Consider the following 25,308-nt stretch of genomic DNA (forward strand, 5'->3'; position numbering starts at 1 on the left):
TTAATATGTAAAATATTTTTTTATTTTTTTTTTAAAAAATAATATTTTTCGCCAACATTCTCATTTACAGCAACTATTATGCCAGAGCGCTAATTTTATGAAATATGAACCGTTAAATTAGTAAAAGAAACTTTGTGGCGCTTTTTTTATAATCCAATGACAAGGAATGTGCGATCGTACCTAAATAGCAGTGACTGTTTTTATATCCTGATTTTTTTTTAGAAAATTAGAGCAATTCAAAATTCGAAATAGTTTTCATTATAACACTGGTAGCACCTTTATTCATTTGTACAAATGTTTCACATATATGGCCTTTTTCGTCTCTTTCAACCACGATAAGGATTAAGTTCGTTAAAGTGTTTTCCAGTTCCTTTTTTTTGGAAATAGAAATACAGCCTTCAAGGTTTACTAAAGCAATCGCCTCCGTAAAATGAGAATAGTTTGGGCCAATCACTATTGGAACGCCATAAGTAGCGGGTTCCAAGATATTATGTACGCCAGGATTTCCAAAACCACCACCCACATAAGCAATGTCAGCATAACTGTAAATTTTTGTCAAAATACCAATCGTGTCAATTATAAAAACATCGTAATCAGCAAGATTTTTGTCATTTCTTTCGCTGAATAAAACGGTTTTTTTGCTAATACTATTTTTTAGTTGTTGAATTTGTTCTTCTTTGATGTTATGCGGTGCAATTATAAACTTGACATTGTAGTTGTTGGAATTGATAAAATCAACTAATAAACTTTCATCTTTTGGCCATGAGCTCCCTGCGACTATGGTTAATGTGTTGTTTTTGAACTCCGAAATAAAATCCAAAGAATTGTCTTTTTCTAAAATTGCTGCAACTCGGTCAAAACGGGTGTCTCCTGAAACTGCAACATTGGCTTTGCCTAATTGTCTTAAAAGTTTTTTTGAATTCTCGTTTTGCACAAAAAAATAAGTAAAAGTATCCAGTGCTTTTCTATAAAATCCACCGTACCATTTAAAGAACATTTGATTTTCCCGAAAAATACCTGAAATCAGATAAGTTGGCGTTTTTAGATCCTTTAGTTCGCTTAAATAATTTAACCAGTATTCGTATTTAATGAAAAAAACCAGTTCCGGATGTATGAGTGATAAAAATTGTTTAGCGTTTTTCTGGGTATCCAAAGGCAAATAAACCGTGACATCCGCAACTGTATTGTTTTTGCGGACTTCATAGCCTGAAGGCGAAAAAAAAGTGACTATAATTTTATGGGAAGGAAATTTCTCTTTAATTTTTTCGATTACAGGAAGTCCTTGTTCATATTCGCCTAAAGAAGCAGCATGAAACCAAATCGTTCTGTCCGAAGGTTTTATTTTTTGTTCCAAAGTTGGAAAAATAACTTTGCGGCCTTCTACAAAAAGTTTGATTTTTGGAGTAAAAACAGCGACTAGTTTTAAGGCTTGTGAAGCAAAAATCACAAATAAATTATAAAGGAAAAGCATCGTTAAAAATTTGTGTGCTAAATTACATCACTTTAAATAATTTTCATTGTAATAAGTCATTAAATAACTATTTTTGTTTTCGTTTTATAAAATGTTTTATGCCGTTTAGCGACTTCAAACCATAAACGAGTATCGTCCTTAGGTCAGCTGAAGGATAAATTTTAAACAAAATCTCAATGAAAAAAATTCAAATGGTTGACTTAAAAAGTCAATATGATAAAATAAAAGATACGGTAAATACGGCTATTCAAGAAGTTTTAGATACTAATACTTATATTAATGGACCTCAAGTTCATCGGTTCCAAAAATCTTTAGAAAATTATTTAGACATAAAACATGTCATTCCATGTGCAAACGGAACGGATGCGTTGCAAATCGCTATGATGGGATTGGATTTAAAGCCTGGAGATGAAGTTATTACTGCGGATTTTACCTTTGCCGCAACTGTGGAGGTGATTGCTTTGTTGCAACTTACGCCGGTTTTGGTTGATGTAGATTTGCATAATATGAATATTTCTATTGAGGGAATAAAACGCGCTATTACACCAAAAACAAAAGCGATTGTTCCTGTGCATTTATTTGGACGCGCGGCCAATATGGAAGCGATAATGGCTTTGGCGACCGCACACAATCTATATGTTATAGAAGATAACGCACAAGCTATTGGAGCCAATTGTAAGTTTTCTGATGGAACAAAAAAGAAAGCAGGAACAATTGGTCATGTAGGGTCTACCTCTTTTTTTCCTTCTAAAAATTTAGGATGTTATGGTGATGGCGGAGCCATTTTTACAAATGATGATACTCTGGCTCACAAACTTCGTGGGATTGTAAATCACGGAATGTACGAACGCTATCATCATGATGTAGTAGGAGTTAACTCTCGGCTGGATAGTATTCAAGCGGCAGTTTTAAACGCAAAATTACCATTTTTGGATCAATATAGTAAAGCAAGACAAGATGCAGCCAGAAAATATTCCGCAGCTTTTGAAGGCCATAAAAATATTGTAGCGCCCAGTATATGTGACATTTGTGACTGCCATGTTTTTCATCAATATACATTGAGAATCATTGATGCCGATAGAGATGGATTAATGCAACATTTGCTGGATAAAGGCATTCCTTGTGCCATTTATTACCCAATTCCTTTACATTCGCAAAAAGCATATTTAGACACAAGATATAAAGAAGAAGATTTTCCTGTGACAAATCGGTTGGTCAAAGAAGTAATTTCGTTGCCAATGCATACAGAACTGGATAACGAACAAATTAAATTTATCACGGATAGTGTTTTAGAATTTTTGAATTAATAAAATATGAAAGTACTAGTAACAGGAGGTTTAGGTTTTATAGGGTCCCATACCGTAGTTGAATTACAAAATGAAGGTTTTGAGGTGCTAGTTGTAGATAATCTTTCTAATACTTCTTTGAGTGTATTAGAGGGAATTGAGGTGATTACCGGAAAAATTCCAGCATTCGAAAAGCTAGATTTACGTGATAAAGATAAAGTGCAGGATTTTTTCAAAAGACATAATGATATTTCTGGGGTAATCCATTTTGCAGCTTCAAAAGCAGTTGGCGAAAGCGTCGAAAATCCTTTGTTGTATTATGAAAACAATATCAATGCGTTGGTATATGTTTTGCAGGGATTAGAGAAAAAAAATGAAGCCAGTTTTATTTTTAGCTCCTCTTGTACCGTTTATGGTCAAGCCGAAAAAATGCCAATTACTGAAGATGCATCAATTCAAACAGCCATGTCGCCTTATGGTAACACAAAGCAAATAGGAGAAGAAATCATTATCGATGTTGTCAAAGTATCTAATATCAATGCAATTCTATTGCGCTATTTCAATCCTATTGGAGCGCATCCATCTGCTGAAATTGGAGAATTGCCTATTGGCGTACCACAAAATTTAGTGCCTTTTATTACACAAACCGGTTTAGGATTGCGTACTGAATTATCTGTATATGGGGATGATTATCCTACTCCAGATGGTACGGCTGTACGGGATTATATACACGTAGTTGATCTGGCAAAAGCGCATGTAATTGCTTTACAACGGCTATTAAACAAAAAGAACCTGGCTAAAGTGGAAACCTTTAATTTGGGGACAGGCACAGGAAGTTCTGTATTAGAAGTCATTCATACTTTCGAAAAAGTAAGCGGTAAAAAGTTACCATATAAAATTGTAGATCGTAGAGAAGGTGATATTACCTCGGCTTACGCCAATACTGATAAAGCAAACACTGTTCTAGGCTGGAAAGCAAAATCTACCTTGGAACAAGCTTTGGCAAGTGCTTGGAAATGGGAACAAAAAATTAGAAAATAAAAAAAGCTGTCATTGACAGCTTTTTTTTTGGAATTATTTTTTTCCTGCTTCTTTCAATTTTTCAGCTGCTTCATCCATCTTTTTAGCTCCTTTTTCAAGAGTTTCTCCTGCTTTAACCTTAGTAGAATCAACTGCGGCATCAACTTTTACAGCAACTGTATCCATTGCTTCTCCCATTTCATTCCCAACTGCTTCAGTGGCCTCTTTTACTTCGTCTTTTGTTTCTTTTTTACAAGAAGTCATTAAAGTTGCGATAAGTGCTAATCCTAAAAGTGCTTTTTTCATTTTTTTCATTTTGATAAATTAATAATTTGAGATAAACTCCTATTATAAAGATAAAAAAAATCCCCATAAACGATTGGATATGAAGATTAATTATTTGTCAATTTTGTTACTATGCGTTAGCAGTAACAGCTTCTCGATCAATTTTTCCAATCAATCCGGCTAATACTTTTCCAGGCCCCACTTCGGTAAACAAAGTAGCACCATCAGCAATCATTTGTTGTACGGATTGTGTCCATTTTACTGGAGCTGTTAATTGTATGATTAGGTTTTTCTTGATTTCATTAGGATCTGAAACCGCGCTTGCCGTTACGTTTTGATAAACGGGGCAAATAGGAGTAGAGAAAGTCGTTGCTTCTATCGCAGCGGCCAGTTCTTCTCTTGCCGGCTCCATCATTGGAGAATGAAAAGCACCTCCAACAGGTAATAATAAAGCACGTTTTGCTCCAGCAGATTTCATCGCTTCACAGGCTTTTTCTACTGCAATTGTTTCTCCTGAAATTACTAATTGTCCTGGGCAGTTATAATTTGCAGCGACTACGATTCCGTCAATCGAAGCGCAAACTTCTTCTACGATGTTGTCCGCTAATCCTAAGACGGCAGCCATAGTCGAAGGTTTTATTTCGCAGGCTTTTTGCATCGCCAAAGCGCGTTGGGAAACCAATTGCAGTCCGTCTTCAAAGGATAAAGTGCCATTTGCTACCAATGCTGAAAATTCGCCCAATGAATGTCCCGCCACCATTTCTGGTTTGAAATCTTGCAAAGTTTTAGCCAAAATAATTGAATGTAAGAAAACCGCTGGTTGCGTAACTTTGGTCTCTTTCAATTCCTCGGCTGTACCTTCAAACATGATATCTGTGATGCGGAAACCTAATATTTCGTTCGCTTTTTCGAATAATTCCTTTGCTAATGGGGAGTTCTCATATAAGTCTTTGCCCATTCCGGTGAATTGTGCGCCTTGACCTGGAAATACGTATGCTTTCATTGTTGTTGGTTTAAATTTGTCTGGACAAAAATAGTATTTTTTTTAGGAGCAGCAACAATTGTTGTTCTTATCAATATTGCTCCTGCTGTACGCTGCAATCTCTGCGAGGATTTTCGCTTCCATCAGGGCTAAAAAGGAACTATAGGATTTCGAGAAACGAGAAAAGCGTTAAGTATATACATAACGCTTTTCTTTCAAAATAAGATTTATTATTTATTCTCGGACTACGTTGACGCCCGCGAAGGACATTTCTTTGCCGTATCGATAATTTTTTCTGTCGAAGAATCTTCAATTTTAATCCACGGTTTTTCTTTGGATTCAAATACAGTGGGATGCTTGAGGACACAGTTGCCCGAGTGAATGCATTTACAAGCTTGCCGTACCGCGGTGACTTTATTCTTTTTTAATGTTTTCCCAATCCATAGTTACAAGGTGGTGTTAATCGTTATTGTTCCTTTTAAAATTCTGGAAACAGGACATTTTTCAGCAATCATCAACAGTCTTTCTTTTTGTTCTGGAGTAATTTCAGTCGGAAAAGAAATGTTTCTGGAAATTATAGTAGTCACTTCATTACCTGTTTCTTGTGTTGCATTCAATGTAATATTAATTTCGGGGATTATCCATCCTTTTCGGTCAATATACATGCGTAAAGTTGATAAAGTACAGCCTGCTAAAGAGGCAAGAAGAGTGGAGTAGGGATCTGGGCCCAGATCATTTCCATCTATACTTTCCGGCTCATCCATAATAAGCTGACCGTTTCGCCAAGAAATGGTACACAAGTATTTTTGTGTCCCAATATGGCCGCTAATATCTTTTTCTAATAATTTTTTCATAATTATAAAACGTCGCTAAATTCGGGTTTTTTATCAAAAACACTTTTCGAAAAAGGACATAAAGGAAGAATTGAAATGCCTTTTTCTCGAGCAAATTAGACTACTTTTTCCACGATTTTCTTTCCAAATCCTTTCCCATTATTACCTAAATTTACTTCTGTATGGTCAATGATGATTTTATCTTTTCCAGCAAAAACAAATGTTATTTTCGCTTTTATTTTATCATTTACTGCCATTTAGAAGAACCCTTTTTTTTGTATTCTAATTCTAGGATTTCACTCCTAAAAAAAAATTAATGCTGCATCGGAATTTCCATCAATAAAAACTCGGAATCTGAGGCCGCTTTAATGTCCAAAGAATTGGTATTCCAAATTCCAAAACCGTCTCGAGTTTCTAATTCGTGTCCGTTAATCATTATAGTTCCGGAGAGGATAAAGACATAAACACCATTTCCTTCTTTTTTAAAATTGTAAGTTGCTGAAACCTCTTTGTCAAATTTACCCAAATGAAACCAAGCATCCTGATGAATCCAAACGCCTGAATCATCAGCATTGGGAGAAAGAATTTGTTGCAACTTATTTTTTCGATCCTCAGGATTTAAAGTAATTTGTTGGTAACGTGGTTCTACGTTTTCTTGGTTGGGATAGACCCAAATTTGCAATAATTTAGTTCTTTGATCGGCATTTGGATTGAATTCACTATGTTTCACCCCAGTTCCGGCGCTCATAACTTGAATGTCGCCACTTTTAATGGTTTCAGTATTTCCCATACTGTCTTTGTGTGCTAAATCGCCTTCAAGAGGAATGGTAATGATTTCCATATTATCGTGTGGATGCGTTCCAAAACCCATTCCAGCTGCAACAGTGTCGTCATTTAAAACACGAAGTGCTCCAAACTGTATTCTTTCCGGGTTGTACCAACTGGCGAAACTAAAACTGTGGTAAGCATTCAACCAACCATGATCAGCATGACCACGTGTATTTGCTTTGTGTATAATTGTATTTTCCATGATGAAATAAATGTAGTAATTATTATAATACAAATTTACAATCATAGCGAGAAGAAGTCACTTAATGTAGATTAAGAAATAGTTTTCAGTTATTAGGACTGTCAACTGCTACTGAACAGTGATTACTACCTTCTCAGCAGTCTCGACTTCATCTTACTAAAGAATTCAGGTGTGACGCCAATATAAGAGGCAATATGTTTTTGTGGTACTTTTTGAATGAGACTCGGATATTTTTTGCAAAATTTCTCAAAGCGCTCTTCTGCGGATAAACTCAAATTGTCAATCAATCGTTCTTGGTTTGCCACCAATGAATTTTCAGTTAGAATTCGAAAAAAGCGTTCTAGTTTTGGAATTTCTATATAAAGTTGTTCTTGATTTTCTTTTGAAAGCAGAACGACTTCGGCATCTTCTAAAACTTCGATAAAAAGAGCACCTGGTTTTTGCGAAATTAAGCTGTACATATCACCAATCCACCAGCCTTCGCAAGCAAAATTTAAAACATGCTCTACAATGTTATCATTAATATTGAAACTTCTCAAGATTCCAGAGTTCACAAAATATGAATATTTGCAAACTTGCCCTGAATTCAGCAAAAGACTTTTGGCTTTAAAATGATGTGTTTCAATTTTAGACAAAAAAAGTTGCTCTTCTACAGGAGTAAGAGTTACATGCTTGGTAATATTTTGAAGAATTAAAGACAACTTTTATTATTTTTTCTTTTCCTCAGGAAGTAATTTAAATTCTGAAACTACAAAACGGTTGTCTTTTATTTCACCAACAACTGCTGCTTTTCTAATGGCAGCGCAAAAACCATCGCTAGCATGTGCATCACCATGAGAATCGATAGAAGTTCCGTCTACAAAATAACTTTTCCCATCAACACGAACAGCTAACTCGCAACCGTGTCCTTCCATTCCAAATTGACATTGTCCGCAAGCGGCATCTACAATTTGGGTTTTTGACTTTTCTTTTTTATCTTGAGCATTAGCTGAGACGGCTAAAAACACAAATAGTATTGCTATTATATTTTTCATTTTTTTTAAGAATTTACTTTCACTAAGATAGCTGCTTTTTTGGCACGTTCAACAATTTCCTCAATCGGCGTTTTTAAAGTGTCATTGATTAGTGCTACGCCCATTCTTCGGTACGGTCTTGAGGTTGGTTTGCCAAAGATTCTGAAATCGGTTTTGGGTAAAGCAGCAATTTTCTCGATGCCGGAATATGTTGGGTTTGTTGAATTTTCTGAAGCTAAAATTACGGCACTTGCTCCCGCTTTTTCTAAAATAATTTCAAAAATTGGCAAACTTAAAATGGCTCGTAAATGCAATTCAAATTCATTAAAGTTTTGTGTTCCTGCCAAAGTTACCATTCCCGTATCATGTGGTCTTGGGGAAAGTTCTGAGAAATAAACGCCGTCATCAGCCAAGAAAAATTCCACTCCAAAAAGTCCTGCGCCGCCCAAAGCTTCGGTTACTTTTTCGGCCATGTCTTGCGCTTCGTACAAATCCTTATCGGAAATTAAAGCGGGTTGCCAGCTTTCCTGATAATCGCCTCGTTCTTGTCTATGGCCAATTGGCGCACAAAAAAGTGTCGGATTATTGTTTTGTACAACAGTCAACAAAGTAATCTCGGAATTGAATTTTACAAATGATTCTACAATAACTTCCACCACATCGCCACGGGAACCTTCAACGGCATAATTCCATGCTTTTTCAATATCAGCTTCGGTTTTTATGGTAGATTGTCCTTTTCCGGACGAAGACATTAATGGTTTTACGACACACGGCATTCCAACGGCTTCAACACCTTTTTGTAATTCCTCGGCAGTAGTGGCGTAGCGGTAATTTGCGGTTTTTAATCCTAATTCTTTATATGCTAAATCCCGAATCGCTTTACGGTTCATCGTGAAGTTTGCTGCTTTCGCAGAAGGAACTACGGTAATTCCTTGCTTTTCATAGTCATAAAAACGCTCGGTTCTGATGGCTTCAATTTCTGGTACAATAAAATCAGGTTGGTGTTTGGCGACGATGCGGTCTAAGGCTTCTCCATCCAGCATATTGATGACTTCAAAATCATGGGCGACTTGCATAGCGGGAGCATTTTCGTAACTGTCAACCGCAATTACGGTTTGTCCGATGCGTTGGGCAGCGATTGTAAATTCTTTTCCTAATTCGCCTGAGCCGAGAAGTAGTATTTTCATATTTATTGTGTTAGGTATAGCTAGGGACAGCGCGAGAGCTGTCTTTACTGCATGAGGGATAGTAGTGGAAATCCTTTGTATTCCCGTAGCGATAGCGAAGGTAATAAAAAAGATTGCAACGGATAGCCCGACCCGCTTTTTCAGCGGGGCATGCCCAAAAAAAATAGTTTAAAGTATAAAGCGATGAAACTTTAAACCTTAAACTATTTTAAATTTTAAACGAATTTTATATTATGCAGGAACTTCGGTAAGCGAAACCGCTTCTTTGATTCGGCGTAAGGCTTCAATTAGCAATTCTTCGCTGGTTGCGTAAGAAAAACGGATGCAATCAGGGTTTCCAAATGCGTCACCAGTTACGGTTGCTACATTCGCTTGGCCTAAAAGGTACATAGAAAAGTCATTTGCATCTTTAATGAAAGTTCCTTTTAATGTTTTTCCGAAGAAAGACGAAACGTCTGGGAATACATAAAAAGCGCCTTCTGGAACGTTAATTTTTACTCCTGGAATGTCTTTCAATAATCCAACCACTAAATCTCTACGGCTATGGAAAGCGTCAACCATATATTTTAAAACACTTGGATCAGCATCTAAAGCAGTAATAGTAGCACGCTGCGCAATACTGTTAGCACCACTTGTTACTTGTCCCTGAATTTTTGTACACGCTTTAGCAATGAATTCAGGAGCTCCAATATATCCAATTCTCCATCCTGTCATGGCGAAAGCTTTTGCGACACCATTTACGGTAATCGTTCTTTCTAGCATTCCCGGGATTGAAGCGATGCTACAAAAAGTTCCTGAGAAATTGATGTGCTCGTAGATTTCATCAGCAACAACATAAACGTTAGGATATTTCTCCAATACTTTTGCCAAAGCTGTTAATTCTTCTCTGTTATAAACCGATCCGCTTGGATTACAAGGCGAACTGAACCACATCATTTTTGTTTTTGGTGTGATTGCTGCTTCTAATTGTTCTGGTGTAATTTTAAAATCAGTATCTACAGAAGTTGGAACTTCTACAGGAACTCCACCTGATAATTTTACGATTTCGAAATAAGAAACCCAGTAAGGCGCAGGTAAAATTACTTCATCACCGTCATTCAACATTACTTGTGCAATGTTGTATAAAGATTGTTTTGCTCCTGTTGAAACTACAATTTGAGACGGTTTATATTCTAAATTATTGTCTCTTTTAAATTTTCTACAGATTGCTTCTTTTAAATCAGCATATCCTTCCACAGGAGAATAGGTGCTGTAATTTTCGTCAATCGCTTTCTTAGCCGCTTCTTTAATGAAGTCTGGTGTATTGAAATCAGGCTCGCCTAAACTTAAGCTGATAATATCTTTTCCCTGCGCTTTTAGTTCTCTGGCCAAAGCTGCCATTGCTAATGTTTGTGATGTAGCTAGGTTGTTAATTCTGTCTGAAAGTGGATTCATTTTTATTGGTGGTTGTAGTTTAATATTGTGTTGATACGTGTTGCGATTATGTAAGTTCTGGTTTCATTCCCAATTCTTTCAAATGTTTGAAATGAGCGATAACAGCACCTCGCATTGTTTTATATTCGTAATAAGGCAAGTTGCATTCCTGAGCAGTTTCTTTTACGATTTTTGCAATTTTGCCGTAATGAACATGACTGATATTTGGAAAGATATGGTGCTCTATTTGGTGGTTTAATCCTCCGGTGTACCAGTTTACAATTTTATTTTTTGGAGCAAAATTGGTTGTGGTAAACAATTGATGAATGGCCCAAGTATTATCCATTTCGCCTAATTCATTTGGAGACGGATTAGTGGTTTCATCCACAACGTGTGCCAATTGGAAAACAACACTTAGAATTAATCCTGCCGTATAATGCATTACGAAAAAACCTATAAGTACTTTCCACCAAGTGATTCCTATAATAATAGGCAATACAATCCAAATAGAAACGTAAATTACTTTTGTGATTATTAAAGTAGTCCAAAGTATTTTTGGGTTCTTGGCTTCTCCGTATGATAATTTTCTTTTTAGATAACTTCTCATTTGTTTAAAATCAGTAGTTATGGCCCAATTGAAAGTTAGTAATCCATATAAAAAAACGGAATAATATTGTTGAAAACGGTGAAAATTATACCATTTTGCATCTTTTGTAAAACGAATTACACGTCCAGCATCTAAATCTTCATCATGACCGGGAATGTTGGTATAGGTATGATGCAAGACGTTGTGTTGTACTTGCCAGTTGTAAACATTTCCAGCAAGAACATAGATCGTTCCTCCCATGAATTTGTTTACCCAATTTTTATTGGAGTACGAACCGTGATTTCCATCATGCATTACGTTCATTCCTACTCCAGCCATCCCAATTCCCATAACAATCGTTAAAAGTAGATGCGCCCAAAATGGCATGCCGAGTGTTAGAATTAAAAAATAAGGCGCAAGAAAAACGGTAATCAAAATTACGGTTTTCAAATAAAGACTCCAATTCCCAGTTTTTTGGATATTGTTTTCTTTGAAGTAATTGTTTACCCGCGAGTTAAGCGTTCTAAAAAATTTTAGATTGTCTTGCTTTGCAAATGTAGGTGCCGTTTTGATCATATGATTTAATAAAGTTCAAAGGTAATTATTATAAATTTTTGGATATGCAAAATTGGGATAAATATTTTAACTCTAAAGTATTACTTTTGTTAAAAAATTAGAACATGGACGAGATTCTTAAGTATTTTCCTAATTTGACTGATATTCAGAAAGATCAGTTTCAAAAATTGGATTTTCTATACCACGATTGGAACGAAAAAATAAATGTTATTTCCAGAAAAGATATTGATGCTTTATATACCAAACATATATTACATTCTTTGGGAATTGCCAAAATCATAAAATTTGAACCGGGAACTTATGTTCTGGATGTGGGAACGGGCGGAGGATTTCCCGGTATTCCTTTGGCTATTCTTTTTCCGGAAACCCGATTTTTTCTGATTGATATTATTGCCAAAAAAATCAAGGTGGTTCAAGCTGTTGCCGAAGCATTGGAACTGAAAAACGTAAAAGCAGAACAATTACGTGCTGAATTAGTGAAAGGTGATTTCGATTTTATCGTGAGTCGCGCCGTCACTAATATGCCAGATTTTGTTTCTTGGGTAAAAACCAAAATTAAAAAACAAAACAAACACGAACTGAAAAATGGAATTCTCTATCTAAAAGGCGGGGATTTGACCGAAGAGCTCAAGGATTTTCCAAAAGCCACAGAATACAATTTAGCTGACTTTTTCGAAGATGAATTCTTTGAGACAAAGAAAGTAGTGCATGTACCGTTGAAGTTTCAATCATAGTCATAAGGTCGAAAGTCTTAAAGACAAAAGGTAGAAGTGTCTATAAAAAATATGAAAAAAGCCAAATCTAAAATAGATTTGGCTTTTTTATTTGTAAGAATTTTTTTTTAATACTTTCGATTATCAAACTTTACGACTAATTTATTCTCCTAAAAACGCATATCTGTAATCTTCTGGAGTTATAAAAGTTTCTTTAATAGTTCTTGGCGAAGCCCAACGCAATAAGTTTAGTGCCGAGCCCGCTTTGTCGTTAGTTCCTGATGCTCTTGCGCCACCAAATGGCTGCATTCCTACAACGGCTCCGGTTGGTTTGTCATTGATATAGAAGTTACCGGCAGCATTTTGCAATTTGGTAGTCGCTTGCTCAATAGCATAACGGTCTTGACTAAAAACAGCACCTGTTAAAGCATATTCTGAAGTGGTATCAACTAACTCTAAAGTTTCTTCCCATTTGTCGTCTTCGTAAACGAAAATCGTCATTACAGGTCCAAACAATTCGGTTTCCATTGTTGAGTAATGAGGATTTGTCGTAACAATAATAGTTGGTTCAATAAAATACCCCACAGATTTATCATAATTTCCTCCAACGATAATTTCAGCATCAGCATCTTTTTTGGCTTGATCAATAAAACCAGCTAATTTGTCGAATGAACCTTCGTGAATAACTGCCGTGATGAAATTTCCGAAATCTTCAGGAGAACCCATTTTCATGGATTTTGTATCGGTGATTAGTTGTTCTTTTATCGCTGGCCACAAACTTCTTGGAACATACGATCTTGAAGCAGCAGAACATTTTTGACCTTGAAATTCAAAAGCACCACGAACAATTCCTGTTGCCACTTGTTTTGGATTGGCACTTGGATGTGCAATGATAAAGTCCTTTCCTCCAGTTTCTCCTACAATTCTTGGGTAGGTTTTGTAATGGTGAATATTAGTCCCAATTTTTGCCCAAATATCTTTGAACACATGAGTTGAACCTGTAAAGTGAATTCCTGCGAAATCACGACTGGCTAAAACAGTATCAGTAATCATCAGAGCATCTCCAAAAACTACGTTGATAACGCCATCAGGAACACCAGCTTCTTTAAATACTTCAATAATGATTTGTGCAGAGAAAACTTGGCTGTCGCTTGGTTTCCAGATCACAACATTACCCATCATTGCCGCGCTTGCGGGAAGATTTCCGGCAATAGCAGTAAAGTTGAATGGAGTAATCGCGTATACAAAACCTTCTAGAGGTCTGTATTCTAAGCGGTTCCACATATCTGAATTTGAACTAGGCTGATCACCGTAAATTTGCGTCATGAATTCTACGTTAAAACGTAAAAAATCAATAAATTCACAAGAAGCATCAATTTCGGCTTGATGTATGTTTTTTGATTGCGCAATCATTGTTGCAGCATTTATTCTTGCTCTGTAAGGACCTGCAATAAGTTCAGCCGCTTTCAGAAAAATAGCTGCTCTTTGTTCCCAAGCCATATTTGCCCATGCTGTTTTAGCTTCTAATGCGTTTGCAATCGCTTGCTCAACATGTGTTTTTTCGGCTAAATGATAGGTTCCTACGACGTGTTTGTGATCGTGAGGAGCGGTCATGTTTTTTGTGTTACCAGTTCTAATTTCTTCGTTTCCAATATATAATGGTACATCGATTTTAGAATTCCACATTTTTGTGTAAGCTGCTTGTACAGCTGCTTTTTCTGGTGAATTTGGTGCGTATCCTTTTACTGGTTCGTTTACCGCTTTTGGTACATGAAAAAATCCTTTTAACATATTTGTAAAATTATAAAATTAGAAGTCCTTGTAATGTGTTTTTAAATAATGCACAAAAGTACGAAGGATTGTTTGAAAAATAGACATTTTTTGGTGTAAACTAAAAGTGATGTGTTTACGTGGAGTGTTTTAGCCCAGATAAATGCAAAGCTTTTTTTGGACTCGTTATATTTTTTCTTGTAAAACACGAGCGACTTTAGAAGCTCCTTGTTTTGCTTATAAAAACAAATGAGGCTACGAAAATTTGAAATTAAGAGCTGGATGAGCTACTTAAAAAATGAAGATAAATGCTAATTCAAGGCAAAAGGCGCACACAATCTAAAAGTAGGAACTATTACTTTGAATTTTTTTGTGGAAGTAAAATTGATCATGTTAAAATAGCCTTTCATTGCGCCATAAGGAGAAGACAATAAACAACCAGAGCTGTACGTATGAAATTCGCCTGGTTTTAAAACAGGTTTTTTACCAATTATTCCTTCGCCATCTACGATTTCTATGTCATTTAGGGAATCGAAAATTTCCCAATGACGAGAAATTAATTGAACAGAGTCTTTACTGTGGTTCTCAATTGTTATTTCGTAACTAAAGGCAAAATGAAGCTTATAGTTTTTGAAATAGGTACCTTCAAAACTAGTCAATACTGATATTTTTATACCTCTTGTTATTTGAGAAACCATATTAAATAAATAATTTAGGTGCTTAATACTGACAAATTTACAAAAAATTGATTTCGTTTCCCTATTTTGAGAAAAGTTTTTTTAGTTGATAATATTTAATGAATTGGCAATTCCTTTCCCAATTACTCTATCATAGCGGTCATTGTTTTCGCGGTAATAAACGATTATGGAATATTCATTCTCTGTTTGATAGAAATTTCCGTCAATTGCATTTTCATGGTCAATAATTGCTTTGCTGTCAGCAACGGTATATTGGAAATTTGTGAATCCTTGTTTGATCAATAGGGCTTTTTCATAGATTCCTTTTTTAGGATTGTAATCCATTTTATATTCGGGGATCAAATTGTAATTATTGAACATTCCGGTGATGTAAATGTCTTTATTAATTCTGAAAGTCGGTGCCGAAAGACTAAAATATACCCAGGCATAATCAGCTTCAATTTCGTTATTCTGCGCATTGAAATTCTTAACGACAAAATTTCCATTGATATCTTCGATAACGGAATAAGGAAAATTAGCTCGGGCATTATTGGTATATAAATAAGAACCGTAGATTTCATTATCTGCATTTACTCGTGCAACATTATTATTTGCTGCCCGAATATTTTTATTTTCAAAATATAAAAACTCATTTCCAGCCCAAAATTGGGTTTGAGTATCATATTTATAAACTAAATCATTCCCAATGGTATATTGAGGGATAATGTTGTTTATAGCATTGTTGAACTGTCCGTTTTGAAGCAACAAGATTTTTACATTTTTTAACGGATTTTGAAATGTAATGGTATTGGATTTTATCGTAAATTCTAAGTTGTGTTTAAAATCTAAATTGCTAACGGTGCGTGCTCTTTTTACTTGAATAGGCACGGTAGCTAAATCTTCATAGAGAATGAATTTTCGGGAAAAAATAACTTCTTTACCTTCATTTAAAATTTTGAGAATGTAATTTCCACTAATTAGTAATTGTGTAAATTGATTTGGGATCGATAGTCTGTAGTGCGAATAAATTTGCAAGGTATTGAACGAATTCGTGTAATCTGTGATTCTTTGGTTATCAAAACCTTTTAAATACTCGCTTTTAGGTATTTCCGAAGCTGTCCAATTGTAGTCACAATGCGTGATTTCGTAATAGTAGTTTGCCTCGTTGCCAAATAAGTCATCAAATTGCAATTGAAGTCCTTCTCCTAATTTTAGTATCGGGATTACATTTTGGTTGTTTTGAGAAAAAGAAATGGTTTTAATATTATACGGCGGTGCTACTTCATTTTCTGCTTGTGCAAAAGCACAATTATAGAAAAATAGCAGGAATAGCGAAAATATTTTGGCAAAGGTTTTTGTCATCTTTTGTATTGCTTGGACATTGTAAATATAGTAATTAGGATTCATTTTAATCAGCGTTGTTTTTATGTAAAGAGCTGTAATGTATTTGTGCGTAATTTCTGTTAAATATTTCGTAATAATTACGTGAAAATTAAATTTATCTTTTTAGATTTGACTAAAAATAAACCAAACAATATGAAACACCTTAGTAAGTTAGCTTTCGGGCTATTGCTATTTCCAGCTGTGATTTTTGCACAGGAAATTGATTATTCAAAAGCCATTCCTTTTGATTCCAGTGTAAAAACAGGAAAACTTAAAAATGGACTTACTTATTACATCAAGAAAAATGCCAAACCAGAGAACAAAGTCGATTTGAGACTTGTTATCAATGCAGGATCTATCCTTGAGAATGATGACCAACAAGGACTGGCTCACTTTATGGAGCATATGAGTTTTAATGGGACGAAACGTTTTCCCAAGAACAAATTGGTTGATTATCTACAAAGTATTGGTGTGAAGTTCGGGCAACATTTAAATGCTTATACGAGTTTCGACGAAACCGTTTATTTCCTTCCAATACCTTCTGACAGTCCTGAAAAATTAGAGAATGGTTTTAATATCATTGAAGATTGGGCGTTTAATGCAAACCTAACTCCGGAAGAAATTGATAAAGAAAGAGGTGTTGTGCTTGAAGAATACCGTTTGGGTTTAGGTGCTCAAAAAAGGATGATGGGTCGTTACTTGCCAAAAATGATGTACAAATCTCACTATGCAGATCGTTTGCCAATTGGTAAAAAAGAAATTTTGCAAAATTTTAAATATGAGAAACTTGTAAGTTTCTATAAAGATTGGTATCGCCCGGATTTAATGAGTGTTATCGTTGTTGGAGACATTGATGTAGCCGAAATGGAGAAAAAAGTTGTTGCTCACTTTTCGAACTATCAAAATCCTAAAAATGAAAAACCAAGAAAAACTTTTGAGGTGCCAAATCACAAAGAAACTTTCGTAGCAATTGAAAGTGATAAAGAAGCAACAAGCGCACAAGTGCAATTGGTGTATAAGGATTATGGTATGCCAAAATCCGTTGTTACCATTAAAGATTTTAAAGATTATGTAGTCGAAGGATTATTTACCACCATGTTGAATTCAAGGTTGGGTGAGTTGGCTAATTCAGCCACACCGCCCTTTACCTATGGATATTCCTATCATGGTGAGACTTGGGCCAGAAACAAAAAAGCGTATCAGTCAGTAGCAATGTCCCAAGAAGATAAGCAATTAGATGCTTTGAAGGTTTTGGTTACTGAGAATGAAAGAGCTAAGAAATTTGGTTTTACGCAAGGAGAATTAGATCGATCAAAAGCTGAATTTTTAGCTACTATCGAAAAATCATATAATGACAGAAATAAAACCAATTCTGAAAGTTTTGTTGGGGAATACCAAGCTAATTTCTTAGAAAAGGAACCGACTCCAGGAATTGAATGGACATTTGCTACAATGAAACAAATTTTGCCTACAATTGAGTTGAAAGATGTAAATGGTTTTATAAAAGAATACATCAAAGATGATAACCGCGTAATTGTTCTAACTGGACCAGAAAAAGCAGGTCTTAAAAAACCTTTAGAGCAAGACGTTTTGAATGCATTAAAAGTGAACGTTGACCAAATTAAACCTTATGAAGATGTAGCTGTGGCAAAAGGTCTTTTGAGAGCAGACATTGTTTCAGGAACTATCATTAAAAGAGAAAGTAATGATATTATGGGTACAAAAACGTTATTTCTTTCTAACGGAGCTAAAGTTACTTATAAAAACACCGACTTTAAAAATGATGAGATTCTTTTTGAAGCCGTAAGTTTAGGTGGAAGCAATTTGTATTCTAATGAAGTAATGAAAAAAGTTCAGTTCGCTAATGGAGCCTTAACAGAAGCTGGTTTCTCAGGGTTGAAATTAAATGACATCAATAAATTCATGACCGGTAAAATCGCCAGTGTAAATCCTTATATCGGAAATACAACTGAAGGTTTGAGAGGGAAAACTACTCCCAAGGATTTAGAGTATTTGTTCCAAATGACGCATGCTTATTTTACAGATTTAAATTTAGACGTAACTGCTTTTGAAGGATACAAGCAAAAACAATCTGCTTTTTTCAAAAATATGGCATCACAACCAGGATTCTTTTTTCAACAAGAATTTTACGGTTATTTGAACAAGGAAAACCCAAGATTTAATGGTTTGATTCCAAATGAAAAAACATGGGAAGAAACGGATTATACTTTAGCGTACAATAAATACAAAGAGCGTTTTGCAAATGCTGGAGATTTTGAATTTTACTTCGTTGGAAATGTAGATGACAAAACTATGGAGTCATATGCTACTAAATATTTAGCTTCTTTGCCTTCTACAGATAAAAAAGATAAAGTGACTGATTTAGGCTACAGAATGCTTAAAGGTGATTTGAAAAAAGTAGTAAATAAAGGAACAGATCCAAAAAGTTCTGTAACAATCATGTACTATGGTGACGCTGTTTATTCTGATAAAGAAGCTGCAACGATGGAAGCTTTAGGAGAGGTTTTGACTATAAAATTGATCGAAGAGTTAAGAGAAAATGAAAGTGGAGTTTACGGAATCAGCGCAAGAGGAAGTATGAATAAAGTGCCAAATGGTTCATATAATTTTAGTATAGGTTTCCCATGTGGACCAGAAAATACGGAGAAATTAACTGCTTCTGCATTAAAAGAATTGCAAAAAATAATTGACAACGGACCTGAAGCAAAAGATGTTGTTAAATTTAAAGAAGCGGAATTACTTGACTACAAAAAGAATATCAAAGACAACAGATATTGGTTAAGCAATTTTACGAAGTCATTTGTAAATGGAACGAATCCAGCTGAGCTTCTTCAAACGGAAGAAAAAATAAGTGAAATAACGGCAAAAGACATTCAGAATGTTGCCAAAAAATATCTGACAAAAGATAAAGTAATAGGAATGTTGATGCCTGATAAAAGCTAATGACCTTTATTATTTAATACTAAAAAGCCCGCTAAATATTTTTTTAGCGGGCTTTATTATTTACAGTCTGAACTTATTTATTTAAAACAAACAGGAATAATTTCCCCTTTTGCCAAACAATATTTTTCTACTAATTCAGGTGCTATTTTATTAGTGTAATCTTCTTCAACGACTTTGAAACCGATACTCCTTAATTTGTTAAAATAATCTCGTCCATAGATACGAACGTGATCGTATTGCCCAAAGATTTTTGCGCGTTCTTTTTGGTCGGTGATACTGTCGTCAGCAAAAGTAGTGGCTCTGGATAAATCCTGTGGAATTTGTAAAATCGCCATTCCGCCGGGTTTCAATACGCGATATAATTCCTGCATTGCTTTGGTATCATCTGGTATGTGTTCCAAAACGTGATTGCAAAGTATCACATCATATTGATTGTCTTCAAATGGTAAATCACAAATATCCGCTTTTACATCTGCCAAAGGAGAGAATAAATCGGTTGTGGTATAATCAAGATTCTTTTGATTTCGAAACAATTTATAAAAAGCTTGTTCGGGTGCAAAATGCAACACTTTCTTTTTTGCTACAGAAGTAAAAAAATCAGTTTTTTCATTTAAATATAGCCAAAGCAAACGGTGTCTTTCCAATGAAAGTGTACTAGGCGAAAGCACATTGTTTCTTTGTGTTCCATAACCGTAAGGCAAGAACATTTTAAAACTTTTCCCGTCAATAGGATCAGTGAATGTAGTTCCTTTTAATGCTAATGCAAGAACGGGACGTGCTACATAGCTTAATCGTATCAATAAAGGACGCGGTATGGTATTGAGTATTAATTTAAAGAGTTTTTTCATTACAATACCAAAGGTGTTTTTCTAAATTCATCCTCTTCATTACTCACAATTCCTAATGCTTTATACACATAAGCAAACGTCGATAGAATTTCTGGTTTCCCGTCGATAATAGCTACATCATGTTCGAAATGGGCACTTGGTTTTCCATCGGCAGTAAGGATTGTCCAACCGTCTTTGAGTTGTTTGATGTTTCTGGTTCCCATATTAATCATAGGCTCAATTGCCACAACCATTCCTTCAACAAAAAGCTTTCCTCTTCCTTTTTTACCATAGTTAGGCATTTCTGGATCTTCATGCATTTTTTGTCCTAACCCATGACCTACCAGTTCACGAACGACACCATAGCCATGTGCTTCCGTATATCGCTGAATAGCATTTCCTACATCTTCTACGCGGTTTCCTAATTTCAATTCTCGGATTCCTACGTATAATGATTCTTTGGTTATTTGTAATAATTTTTTAGTTTCGGGAGCTACTTCGCCAATCTCAAAAGAATAAGCGTGATCTCCATGGTATCCATTTTTGTAGGCACCACAATCTACTGAGATCACATCACCACTTTCTAATGGTTTATTGTTTGGAATTCCGTGCACTACTTGAGCGTTCGGACTCATGCAAAGTGAGTTTGGGAAACCATATAATCCAAGAAAACTTGGTTCAGCTCCGTGGTCACGAATGAATTCTTCCGCTAATTTGTCAAGATATAAAGTGGTAACTCCTTCTTTTATTTCAGAAGCAATCATCCCTAATGTTTTTGATACTATTAAGGCACTTTCGCGCATTAATTCTATTTCTTCACGTGATTTTACAATGATCATATTACTTGTTTTTCAGTTTGCAAAAGTACGATTTTATAAATTATTTAATCCGGATTGGCCATAATTTTAAAAAGCTCTGAATTTGAGACGTAAAATCGATTCTCTAATGCTATTTGGGAAAGTTGTGCACTAACTAAATTATTTTCTCGCGTATTGATCAAAAACAAGGAACTTTCTCCAAAAGAAAATAAGCGTTCTTCAGAATTGAGCATCGTGAGATTATCTTTTACCAAATCTTTGATTAATTCCTTTTGTTTTAAAAGGGATGCGATCTCAAGTTTTTGAGCATTAATTTTATTGGACAGTTGTACTTTTTCTAAGTCCAATGCAAATTCACTTTCTTGAACTTTGTATTTCGCCAGTTTCAAACTTCCGCGCTCTTTTCGCAGAAATAAAGGAAAATAAAAATCCAAGCCTATTTTGTAATCCTGAAATCGGTAATTATCAATGTAACTGGGCTCTGATAAATAGGAGTAGCCCACATCAATTTTCGGTAGAAGCATATTGGCTTTTAATTTTTTCTCTACATTCAAGATGTCAATTTTGCTTTGTAATGCATTTATTTTTGGATGATTGGTGATGGAGAAATCGGCGTTCAACAAATCATTTGTTTTTAAACTTTCCTGAATCGTGAATTCTAACTGTGTTTCGGGAATGAGTTCGTCTGATAATTCAATTGGAATGTTGTTTTCCATCCAAAGAAAGTTGGCAAGTTCTAATTTGGCTTTAGCCAATTTAAGTTTGGAATCTTCTAAATTCAACAGTCGGTTTTTTACAATGATTCCAGATTCGATACTGTCAATCGCCGGTTTGTCCCCTTGTGTGATTAATGTTTTTATTCCTTTGAAACGTGTCTGCGCATTGTCATTATATTCTTCGTACAACTTTACTTCGTTGAAGTTTTTTTTCCAATTGAAATAAGCCAGCGAAGCATCGTATAAAACTGCTATAGCCTGTAATTTTCTTTCGGATTGGCTCAATTGCAGCTGCATTTTTGCTTTTCGGACATCTGCCATTCTTTGATTAATGAATAAGCCTTGTCCAAGCGGAACGGTTACTCCAAGCGATGTTAATCCTTTATTAGGAATCGTGTTTTCAGGATTGAGATAAACTCCTTCATTGTTGTCTAACCCCGCTTTTATCTCGATTCCATACCAAGTAGGGATTTTGAAACTGCTGTTTAAAATCGAATAATATTCTTTGTCTTTGAATTGTTTTTTACTAAAATCTACCGCGATTTTTGGGTCAAATCCACCTCGTGCCATCATCAAGTTTGCCTGTGCCTTATTGATTTCTAAGTTGGCATTTTTAACGAGCGGGTGAAATTTTTTTACATAGCCCAGAAACTCGGTATAGGTCAGTTCTTTGGAACCAAAATCTTGTCCAAAAGCGGTAAAACCAAATAATAGAAAGGCAAAAAGGAGTTGCTTCATTATTTCTTTTCTTTTATTGTTTTTGTTCCAGTTTTGTAATAATTGGGAGGAAATCCGTTCAGTGTTCTCCATATTTCAAACCATATTGGCACATTGTGTAATAGAGTAATAGTTTGCGCTCCGGAGCCTATGCTTAATTGTTTAGGCCATTTTGCTTCGGAAGAATCAGGAGCAATTAAGACCCTGTATTTACCATTATCACTGATGAAGTTTTCAATAGCCACAATTTTACCTCCAAAAGTTCCATAAGACATATCCGGCCATCCTGAAAAAACGATCGTAGGCCATCCGTCAAACCAAACACGTACTTTTTCACCTTTGTTTATTAAAGGCAAGTCAATTGGATTTACAAATGTCTCTACTGCAATATCATAATCTGATGGCATAATTGTGGCTATTGGTGTTCCTTCCTTAATCGTTTCTCCAATGCCGGATTGCAACGCTCTGTTAATGTAGCCACTTTGTGCGGCTTTGATATAATACAAGCCATTTCGAATGCTGTAATTAACATATTGATTTTCTAATTTATTTACTTGCGCATCAGTATCATATTGGCTGCTCAATGCAGTAAATTTATCACTATTGGCTTTGGAGACTTTTTCTGAATATTCAGCAGTTATCCTGTTGATCTCTACTTTTGCGTTTATAAATTCATTTTTACTTATTAAAAATTTGTTTTCTTGCGTGATGATTTTTGCTTCAACTTCTTGGAGTTTTAGTCTTTTGTCTTCGGTGTCGGTTAATGGTTTTAAACCTTCTTTGTTCAATTGCAAGGACCTGTTATATTGTGTGTTTGCAATCTTTAGTTGTGTTTTAACGGCAACCAGATCCATACTGTCGCTTTTTATTTTCAAAAGAGATTGTTTAATTTTGTTTTGAGCTTGTTCCAGTTTTAGCATTTTTTCACTTTCAATAGCCTGAATTTGTGCTCCCAAGGTATTTACTTTTGAACCATACGATTGTAAAGATTGTTTCTTCGCATTCATTTGATTTTTAGTGTTTTCTACCAAATTCGGATCCATATAATCCTCTTTAATCTCCGATATAAAAAGAATAGTATCTCCTTTCTTTACAAAATCACCTTCTTTTACATACCATTTTTCTATTCGACCAGAAATAACACTTTGAATAGATTGTGGTCTTTGGTTTGGTTTTAATGTTGTTACAGCTCCAGTTCCTGAAACATTTTGTGTCCAAGGTAAAAACAGTGCAATTACCCCAATTATTGAAACACCTGCTATAATTCTGTTTAAGATTTTATAGTGCGGTCTGTTACTTAAATTTTTTACTGTTTCATATTGAGCAAGTGACTGTAGTTTTGTTTTATTGTCGGATATGTTTAGCATGATATATCAGTTTTTGAGTCCAGTTGAATGAATCCGTTTTGCATGGTAATTCTTCGGCTACATTTGGTTTTCCAATGCGGATTTTTTGAGGAAACTATAATTGTCCATTTGTTTTTATCGGAAGTAATAAAATCAATAATTTCATTAGCTACTTTTTCATCCATACTATCAGTCGGATCTTCGAAAAAAAGTATTTTAGGTCTGTGAATAATACTTCTGGCCAGTAATATTTTTTGTGCATTAGATGAAGATAATTGCTTTCCTTCAGGAAAAAGCTTAGCATCTAAACCTTTGGGTAATGATTTGATAAAGGAACTCAGTTGAACGCCATCAATTGCCCATTTTATATCTTCGAAAGGAATTGATGAATCATTAAAAGTAATGTTTTCTAATATTGTCCCTTCAAATGGAGTTTCACTTTGGATAACGCTTCCTATTTGTGATCGGTATTGTTTTAGGTTTATTTTTCTAAACGTGTCATCATTGATGTAAAAAGAACCGGATGTGGGCTGTATTATACCAGCAAGCAACCGTATCAGCGTTGTTTTTCCGGAACCGTTGTCACCTTCAATTACTATTTTTTCTCCTTGTTCAATTTTCAGGCTGATTGTACTTAGGACCTCGTTTTCGGAATCAGGAAATTTGAATTTAATGTTTTCTGTTTCCAAAACGATATTTGTGTAGCACGTTTCGCTTTTTATATTTGAATCTTCCTCTAACTCTAAATCTGTTACTTGTCCAATTTTTTCGATAGAAGTTAGTACATCATATAAAGTTTCCAATCCAATAATGATTTTTTCAACCGAATTAATTACCAATAGAATAATGATTTCTGCAGCAACAAACTGTCCAATATTCATTTGTTGGGACAAGACTAAAAAACCGCCTATCGATAGTAAACTAGCAGTAATAATGATTTTAAAAACAATTAACTGAGTGAATTGTCTTTTAATTACATTAAAATGTTTTTCACGGTAGTTGAGATAATCAGTGACGATATGGTTGTTTTTTTCTAAAGCAAAATCATAATTAAGTTCATTTTTGAAACTGAAATTATTACGCGCCATTTCCTGCAACCAGCCGGCAACTCTATATTTGAATTTTGATTCTTTCAAACTAGTTTCTAACCCCGATTTATACGAAAATTTGAAAATGAAATAGAGGAGAAAAAGCAATAGAATTCCAAAAATAATGAAGTAGGGGTGGTATAATGACAACAATAGAATTCCAAAAATAATTTGAAGTAAGGCTGCCGAAAAATCGATTAATAACTTAGAGGTTCCTTTCTGAATCGTCATAGTATCAAAAAAACGATTCGCTAATTCAGGAGGATAGTTATTGTACAATTGCTCTGATTTTATTTTTGGTAAACGTGCTGCAAATTCAAAAGAGGACCGAACAAATATTTTTTGTTGTAAATTTTCTGTAATTCGCAATTGCATTAGGGATAAAATCCCTACTAGGGCTACACCAAAAACAACTAAAATAATAAGTACAATCCATGAAGCACTGACTCTTCCAGATTGAATAAAATTGATAATGGCCTGAATTCCAAGAGGAAGAGATAAACTGATTAATCCCGCAAAAATGGCATAAAAGAATATTTGAGAAACATCTTTTTTGTCTAATTCAAGTAAATTGTAAAATCGTTTTAAAGGAGTCATATTTTTTTTA

24 protein-coding genes are annotated in these 25,308 nt (G+C 34.9%); 4 read left to right on the plus strand and 20 right to left on the minus strand.

The features are described from left to right. Positions 1-226 precede the first annotated feature (226 nt). On the minus strand, positions 227-1,471 hold the full coding sequence (locus ACFX5D_RS00965; RefSeq protein ID WP_379856411.1) for a 3-deoxy-D-manno-octulosonic acid transferase: 1,245 nt from the start codon (positions 1,469-1,471) through the stop codon (positions 227-229). Positions 1,472-1,647: 176 nt separating this feature from the next. On the opposite strand from ACFX5D_RS00965, the gene ACFX5D_RS00970 reads away from it, so the two are divergent. After that, complete coding sequence (locus ACFX5D_RS00970; protein ID WP_379856412.1) at positions 1,648-2,778, plus strand: DegT/DnrJ/EryC1/StrS family aminotransferase; 1,131 nt, start codon at positions 1,648-1,650, stop codon at positions 2,776-2,778. A 6-nt stretch (positions 2,779-2,784) separates the two neighbouring features. Next, a complete protein-coding gene (gene galE, locus ACFX5D_RS00975) occupies positions 2,785-3,798 on the plus strand; it encodes a UDP-glucose 4-epimerase GalE (RefSeq protein WP_379856413.1) in 1,014 nt (337 codons plus the stop codon). Positions 3,799-3,831: 33 nt separating this feature from the next. Here galE and ACFX5D_RS00980 read toward each other — a convergent pair whose 3' ends face one another. From ACFX5D_RS00980 to ACFX5D_RS01030, 11 genes are all read right to left on the minus strand, one after another. Continuing rightward, positions 3,832-4,083 carry a hypothetical protein gene (locus ACFX5D_RS00980; protein ID WP_379856414.1) on the minus strand — a complete coding sequence of 84 codons (252 nt, stop codon included), beginning with the start codon at positions 4,081-4,083 and terminating at the stop codon, positions 3,832-3,834. Positions 4,084-4,192: 109 nt separating this feature from the next. Then, positions 4,193-5,065: an ACP S-malonyltransferase gene (gene fabD, locus ACFX5D_RS00985; protein ID WP_379856415.1), complete on the minus strand. Its 873-nt coding sequence runs from the start codon at positions 5,063-5,065 to the stop codon at positions 4,193-4,195. A gap of 224 nt (positions 5,066-5,289) precedes the next feature. Beyond that, entirely contained in the window at positions 5,290-5,484 is a 195-nt protein-coding gene (locus tag ACFX5D_RS00990) for a (4Fe-4S)-binding protein (RefSeq protein WP_379856753.1), read from the minus strand. A gap of 6 nt (positions 5,485-5,490) precedes the next feature. Beyond that, positions 5,491-5,898, minus strand: coding sequence for an OsmC family protein (locus tag ACFX5D_RS00995; protein ID WP_379856416.1), 408 nt, complete (start codon positions 5,896-5,898; stop codon positions 5,491-5,493). Positions 5,899-5,993: 95 nt separating this feature from the next. Further along, the gene (locus ACFX5D_RS01000) at positions 5,994-6,134 is read right to left on the minus strand and encodes an N-acetyltransferase (protein WP_379856417.1); all 141 of its coding nucleotides are present in this window, start codon (positions 6,132-6,134) and stop codon (positions 5,994-5,996) included. 56 nt (positions 6,135-6,190) lie between these two features. After that, positions 6,191-6,907 (minus strand): pirin family protein, encoded by a 717-nt coding sequence (locus tag ACFX5D_RS01005; protein WP_379856418.1) that lies wholly within the window; start codon positions 6,905-6,907, stop codon positions 6,191-6,193. A 125-nt stretch (positions 6,908-7,032) separates the two neighbouring features. Then, positions 7,033-7,608, minus strand: a complete 576-nt coding sequence (locus ACFX5D_RS01010) for a Crp/Fnr family transcriptional regulator (RefSeq protein WP_379856419.1) — start codon at positions 7,606-7,608, stop codon at positions 7,033-7,035. 6 nt (positions 7,609-7,614) lie between these two features. Then, entirely contained in the window at positions 7,615-7,941 is a 327-nt protein-coding gene (locus ACFX5D_RS01015; RefSeq protein ID WP_379856420.1) for a DUF6370 family protein, read from the minus strand. Positions 7,942-7,946: 5 nt separating this feature from the next. Further along, positions 7,947-9,107 carry a formate-dependent phosphoribosylglycinamide formyltransferase gene (purT, locus tag ACFX5D_RS01020; RefSeq protein ID WP_379856421.1) on the minus strand — a complete coding sequence of 387 codons (1,161 nt, stop codon included), beginning with the start codon at positions 9,105-9,107 and terminating at the stop codon, positions 7,947-7,949. A 231-nt stretch (positions 9,108-9,338) separates the two neighbouring features. Then, positions 9,339-10,541 carry a pyridoxal phosphate-dependent aminotransferase gene (locus ACFX5D_RS01025; protein ID WP_379849434.1) on the minus strand — a complete coding sequence of 401 codons (1,203 nt, stop codon included), beginning with the start codon at positions 10,539-10,541 and terminating at the stop codon, positions 9,339-9,341. A 46-nt stretch (positions 10,542-10,587) separates the two neighbouring features. Further along, positions 10,588-11,682, minus strand: a complete 1,095-nt coding sequence (locus ACFX5D_RS01030) for a fatty acid desaturase family protein (protein ID WP_379856422.1) — start codon at positions 11,680-11,682, stop codon at positions 10,588-10,590. Positions 11,683-11,786: 104 nt separating this feature from the next. Between ACFX5D_RS01030 and rsmG the strand changes: the two genes are divergently transcribed. Next, the gene (gene rsmG / locus ACFX5D_RS01035) at positions 11,787-12,416 is read left to right on the plus strand and encodes a 16S rRNA (guanine(527)-N(7))-methyltransferase RsmG (protein ID WP_379849438.1); all 630 of its coding nucleotides are present in this window, start codon (positions 11,787-11,789) and stop codon (positions 12,414-12,416) included. A gap of 141 nt (positions 12,417-12,557) precedes the next feature. On the opposite strand, the gene pruA is transcribed toward rsmG, so the two are convergent. The 3 genes from pruA to ACFX5D_RS01050 all read right to left on the minus strand — a co-directional run bounded on the left by pruA (position 12,558) and on the right by ACFX5D_RS01050 (position 16,204). After that, positions 12,558-14,186 carry an L-glutamate gamma-semialdehyde dehydrogenase gene (pruA, locus tag ACFX5D_RS01040; protein ID WP_379856423.1) on the minus strand — a complete coding sequence of 543 codons (1,629 nt, stop codon included), beginning with the start codon at positions 14,184-14,186 and terminating at the stop codon, positions 12,558-12,560. Positions 14,187-14,476: 290 nt separating this feature from the next. After that, a complete protein-coding gene (gene apaG / locus ACFX5D_RS01045) occupies positions 14,477-14,863 on the minus strand; it encodes a Co2+/Mg2+ efflux protein ApaG (protein WP_379849442.1) in 387 nt (128 codons plus the stop codon). An 81-nt stretch (positions 14,864-14,944) separates the two neighbouring features. Then, a complete protein-coding gene (locus tag ACFX5D_RS01050; RefSeq protein ID WP_379856424.1) occupies positions 14,945-16,204 on the minus strand; it encodes a type IX secretion system plug protein in 1,260 nt (419 codons plus the stop codon). Positions 16,205-16,378: 174 nt separating this feature from the next. Here ACFX5D_RS01050 and ACFX5D_RS01055 point away from each other — a divergent pair, with 174 nt between their 5' ends. Continuing rightward, positions 16,379-19,189, plus strand: coding sequence for a M16 family metallopeptidase (locus ACFX5D_RS01055; RefSeq protein WP_379856425.1), 2,811 nt, complete (start codon positions 16,379-16,381; stop codon positions 19,187-19,189). Positions 19,190-19,266: 77 nt separating this feature from the next. On the opposite strand, the gene ACFX5D_RS01060 is transcribed toward ACFX5D_RS01055, so the two are convergent. Genes ACFX5D_RS01060 through ACFX5D_RS01080 form a run of 5 tightly spaced genes read right to left on the minus strand, consistent with a single transcriptional unit; the run spans position 19,267 to position 25,298 of the window. Continuing rightward, a complete protein-coding gene (locus ACFX5D_RS01060; RefSeq protein WP_379856426.1) occupies positions 19,267-20,037 on the minus strand; it encodes a class I SAM-dependent methyltransferase in 771 nt (256 codons plus the stop codon). Next, the gene (map, locus tag ACFX5D_RS01065) at positions 20,037-20,855 is read right to left on the minus strand and encodes a type I methionyl aminopeptidase (protein ID WP_379856427.1); all 819 of its coding nucleotides are present in this window, start codon (positions 20,853-20,855) and stop codon (positions 20,037-20,039) included. Before map ends, ACFX5D_RS01060 begins: the two co-directional genes overlap by 1 nt. Positions 20,856-20,899: 44 nt before the next feature. After that, complete coding sequence (locus tag ACFX5D_RS01070) at positions 20,900-22,288, minus strand: TolC family protein (protein WP_379856428.1); 1,389 nt, start codon at positions 22,286-22,288, stop codon at positions 20,900-20,902. After that, complete coding sequence (locus ACFX5D_RS01075) at positions 22,288-23,634, minus strand: HlyD family secretion protein (RefSeq protein WP_379856429.1); 1,347 nt, start codon at positions 23,632-23,634, stop codon at positions 22,288-22,290. The genes ACFX5D_RS01070 and ACFX5D_RS01075 overlap by 1 nt, the downstream gene beginning before the upstream one ends. After that, positions 23,628-25,298 carry a peptidase domain-containing ABC transporter gene (locus ACFX5D_RS01080; RefSeq protein ID WP_379856430.1) on the minus strand — a complete coding sequence of 557 codons (1,671 nt, stop codon included), beginning with the start codon at positions 25,296-25,298 and terminating at the stop codon, positions 23,628-23,630. Before ACFX5D_RS01080 ends, ACFX5D_RS01075 begins: the two co-directional genes overlap by 7 nt. Positions 25,299-25,308 lie beyond the last annotated feature (10 nt).

This window comes from Flavobacterium fructosi (assembly GCF_042787335.1).
GTDB classification, from domain to species: Bacteria; Bacteroidota; Bacteroidia; order Flavobacteriales; family Flavobacteriaceae; genus Flavobacterium; species Flavobacterium fructosi.

Excerpts from the sequence above, each read along its gene's own strand:
- ACFX5D_RS00965 (WP_379856411.1), bottom strand. The coding sequence starts at position 1,471 with ATGCTTTTCCTTTATAATTTATTTGTGATTTTTGCTTCACAAGCCTTA.
- ACFX5D_RS00970 (WP_379856412.1), top strand. The coding sequence starts at position 1,648 with ATGAAAAAAATTCAAATGGTTGACTTAAAAAGTCAATATGATAAAATA.
- galE (WP_379856413.1), top strand. The coding sequence starts at position 2,785 with ATGAAAGTACTAGTAACAGGAGGTTTAGGTTTTATAGGGTCCCATACC.
- ACFX5D_RS00980 (WP_379856414.1), bottom strand. The coding sequence starts at position 4,083 with ATGAAAAAAGCACTTTTAGGATTAGCACTTATCGCAACTTTAATGACT.
- fabD (WP_379856415.1), bottom strand. The coding sequence starts at position 5,065 with ATGAAAGCATACGTATTTCCAGGTCAAGGCGCACAATTCACCGGAATG.
- ACFX5D_RS00995 (WP_379856416.1), bottom strand. The coding sequence starts at position 5,898 with ATGAAAAAATTATTAGAAAAAGATATTAGCGGCCATATTGGGACACAA.
- ACFX5D_RS01000 (WP_379856417.1), bottom strand. The coding sequence starts at position 6,134 with ATGGCAGTAAATGATAAAATAAAAGCGAAAATAACATTTGTTTTTGCT.
- ACFX5D_RS01005 (WP_379856418.1), bottom strand. The coding sequence starts at position 6,907 with ATGGAAAATACAATTATACACAAAGCAAATACACGTGGTCATGCTGAT.
- ACFX5D_RS01015 (WP_379856420.1), bottom strand. The coding sequence starts at position 7,941 with ATGAAAAATATAATAGCAATACTATTTGTGTTTTTAGCCGTCTCAGCT.
- purT (WP_379856421.1), bottom strand. The coding sequence starts at position 9,107 with ATGAAAATACTACTTCTCGGCTCAGGCGAATTAGGAAAAGAATTTACA.
- ACFX5D_RS01025 (WP_379849434.1), bottom strand. The coding sequence starts at position 10,541 with ATGAATCCACTTTCAGACAGAATTAACAACCTAGCTACATCACAAACA.
- ACFX5D_RS01030 (WP_379856422.1), bottom strand. The coding sequence starts at position 11,682 with ATGATCAAAACGGCACCTACATTTGCAAAGCAAGACAATCTAAAATTT.
- rsmG (WP_379849438.1), top strand. The coding sequence starts at position 11,787 with ATGGACGAGATTCTTAAGTATTTTCCTAATTTGACTGATATTCAGAAA.
- pruA (WP_379856423.1), bottom strand. The coding sequence starts at position 14,186 with ATGTTAAAAGGATTTTTTCATGTACCAAAAGCGGTAAACGAACCAGTA.
- apaG (WP_379849442.1), bottom strand. The coding sequence starts at position 14,863 with ATGGTTTCTCAAATAACAAGAGGTATAAAAATATCAGTATTGACTAGT.
- ACFX5D_RS01050 (WP_379856424.1), bottom strand. The coding sequence starts at position 16,204 with ATGACAAAAACCTTTGCCAAAATATTTTCGCTATTCCTGCTATTTTTC.
- ACFX5D_RS01055 (WP_379856425.1), top strand. The coding sequence starts at position 16,379 with ATGAAACACCTTAGTAAGTTAGCTTTCGGGCTATTGCTATTTCCAGCT.
- ACFX5D_RS01060 (WP_379856426.1), bottom strand. The coding sequence starts at position 20,037 with ATGAAAAAACTCTTTAAATTAATACTCAATACCATACCGCGTCCTTTA.
- map (WP_379856427.1), bottom strand. The coding sequence starts at position 20,855 with ATGATCATTGTAAAATCACGTGAAGAAATAGAATTAATGCGCGAAAGT.
- ACFX5D_RS01070 (WP_379856428.1), bottom strand. The coding sequence starts at position 22,288 with ATGAAGCAACTCCTTTTTGCCTTTCTATTATTTGGTTTTACCGCTTTT.
- ACFX5D_RS01075 (WP_379856429.1), bottom strand. The coding sequence starts at position 23,634 with ATGCTAAACATATCCGACAATAAAACAAAACTACAGTCACTTGCTCAA.
- ACFX5D_RS01080 (WP_379856430.1), bottom strand. The coding sequence starts at position 25,298 with ATGACTCCTTTAAAACGATTTTACAATTTACTTGAATTAGACAAAAAA.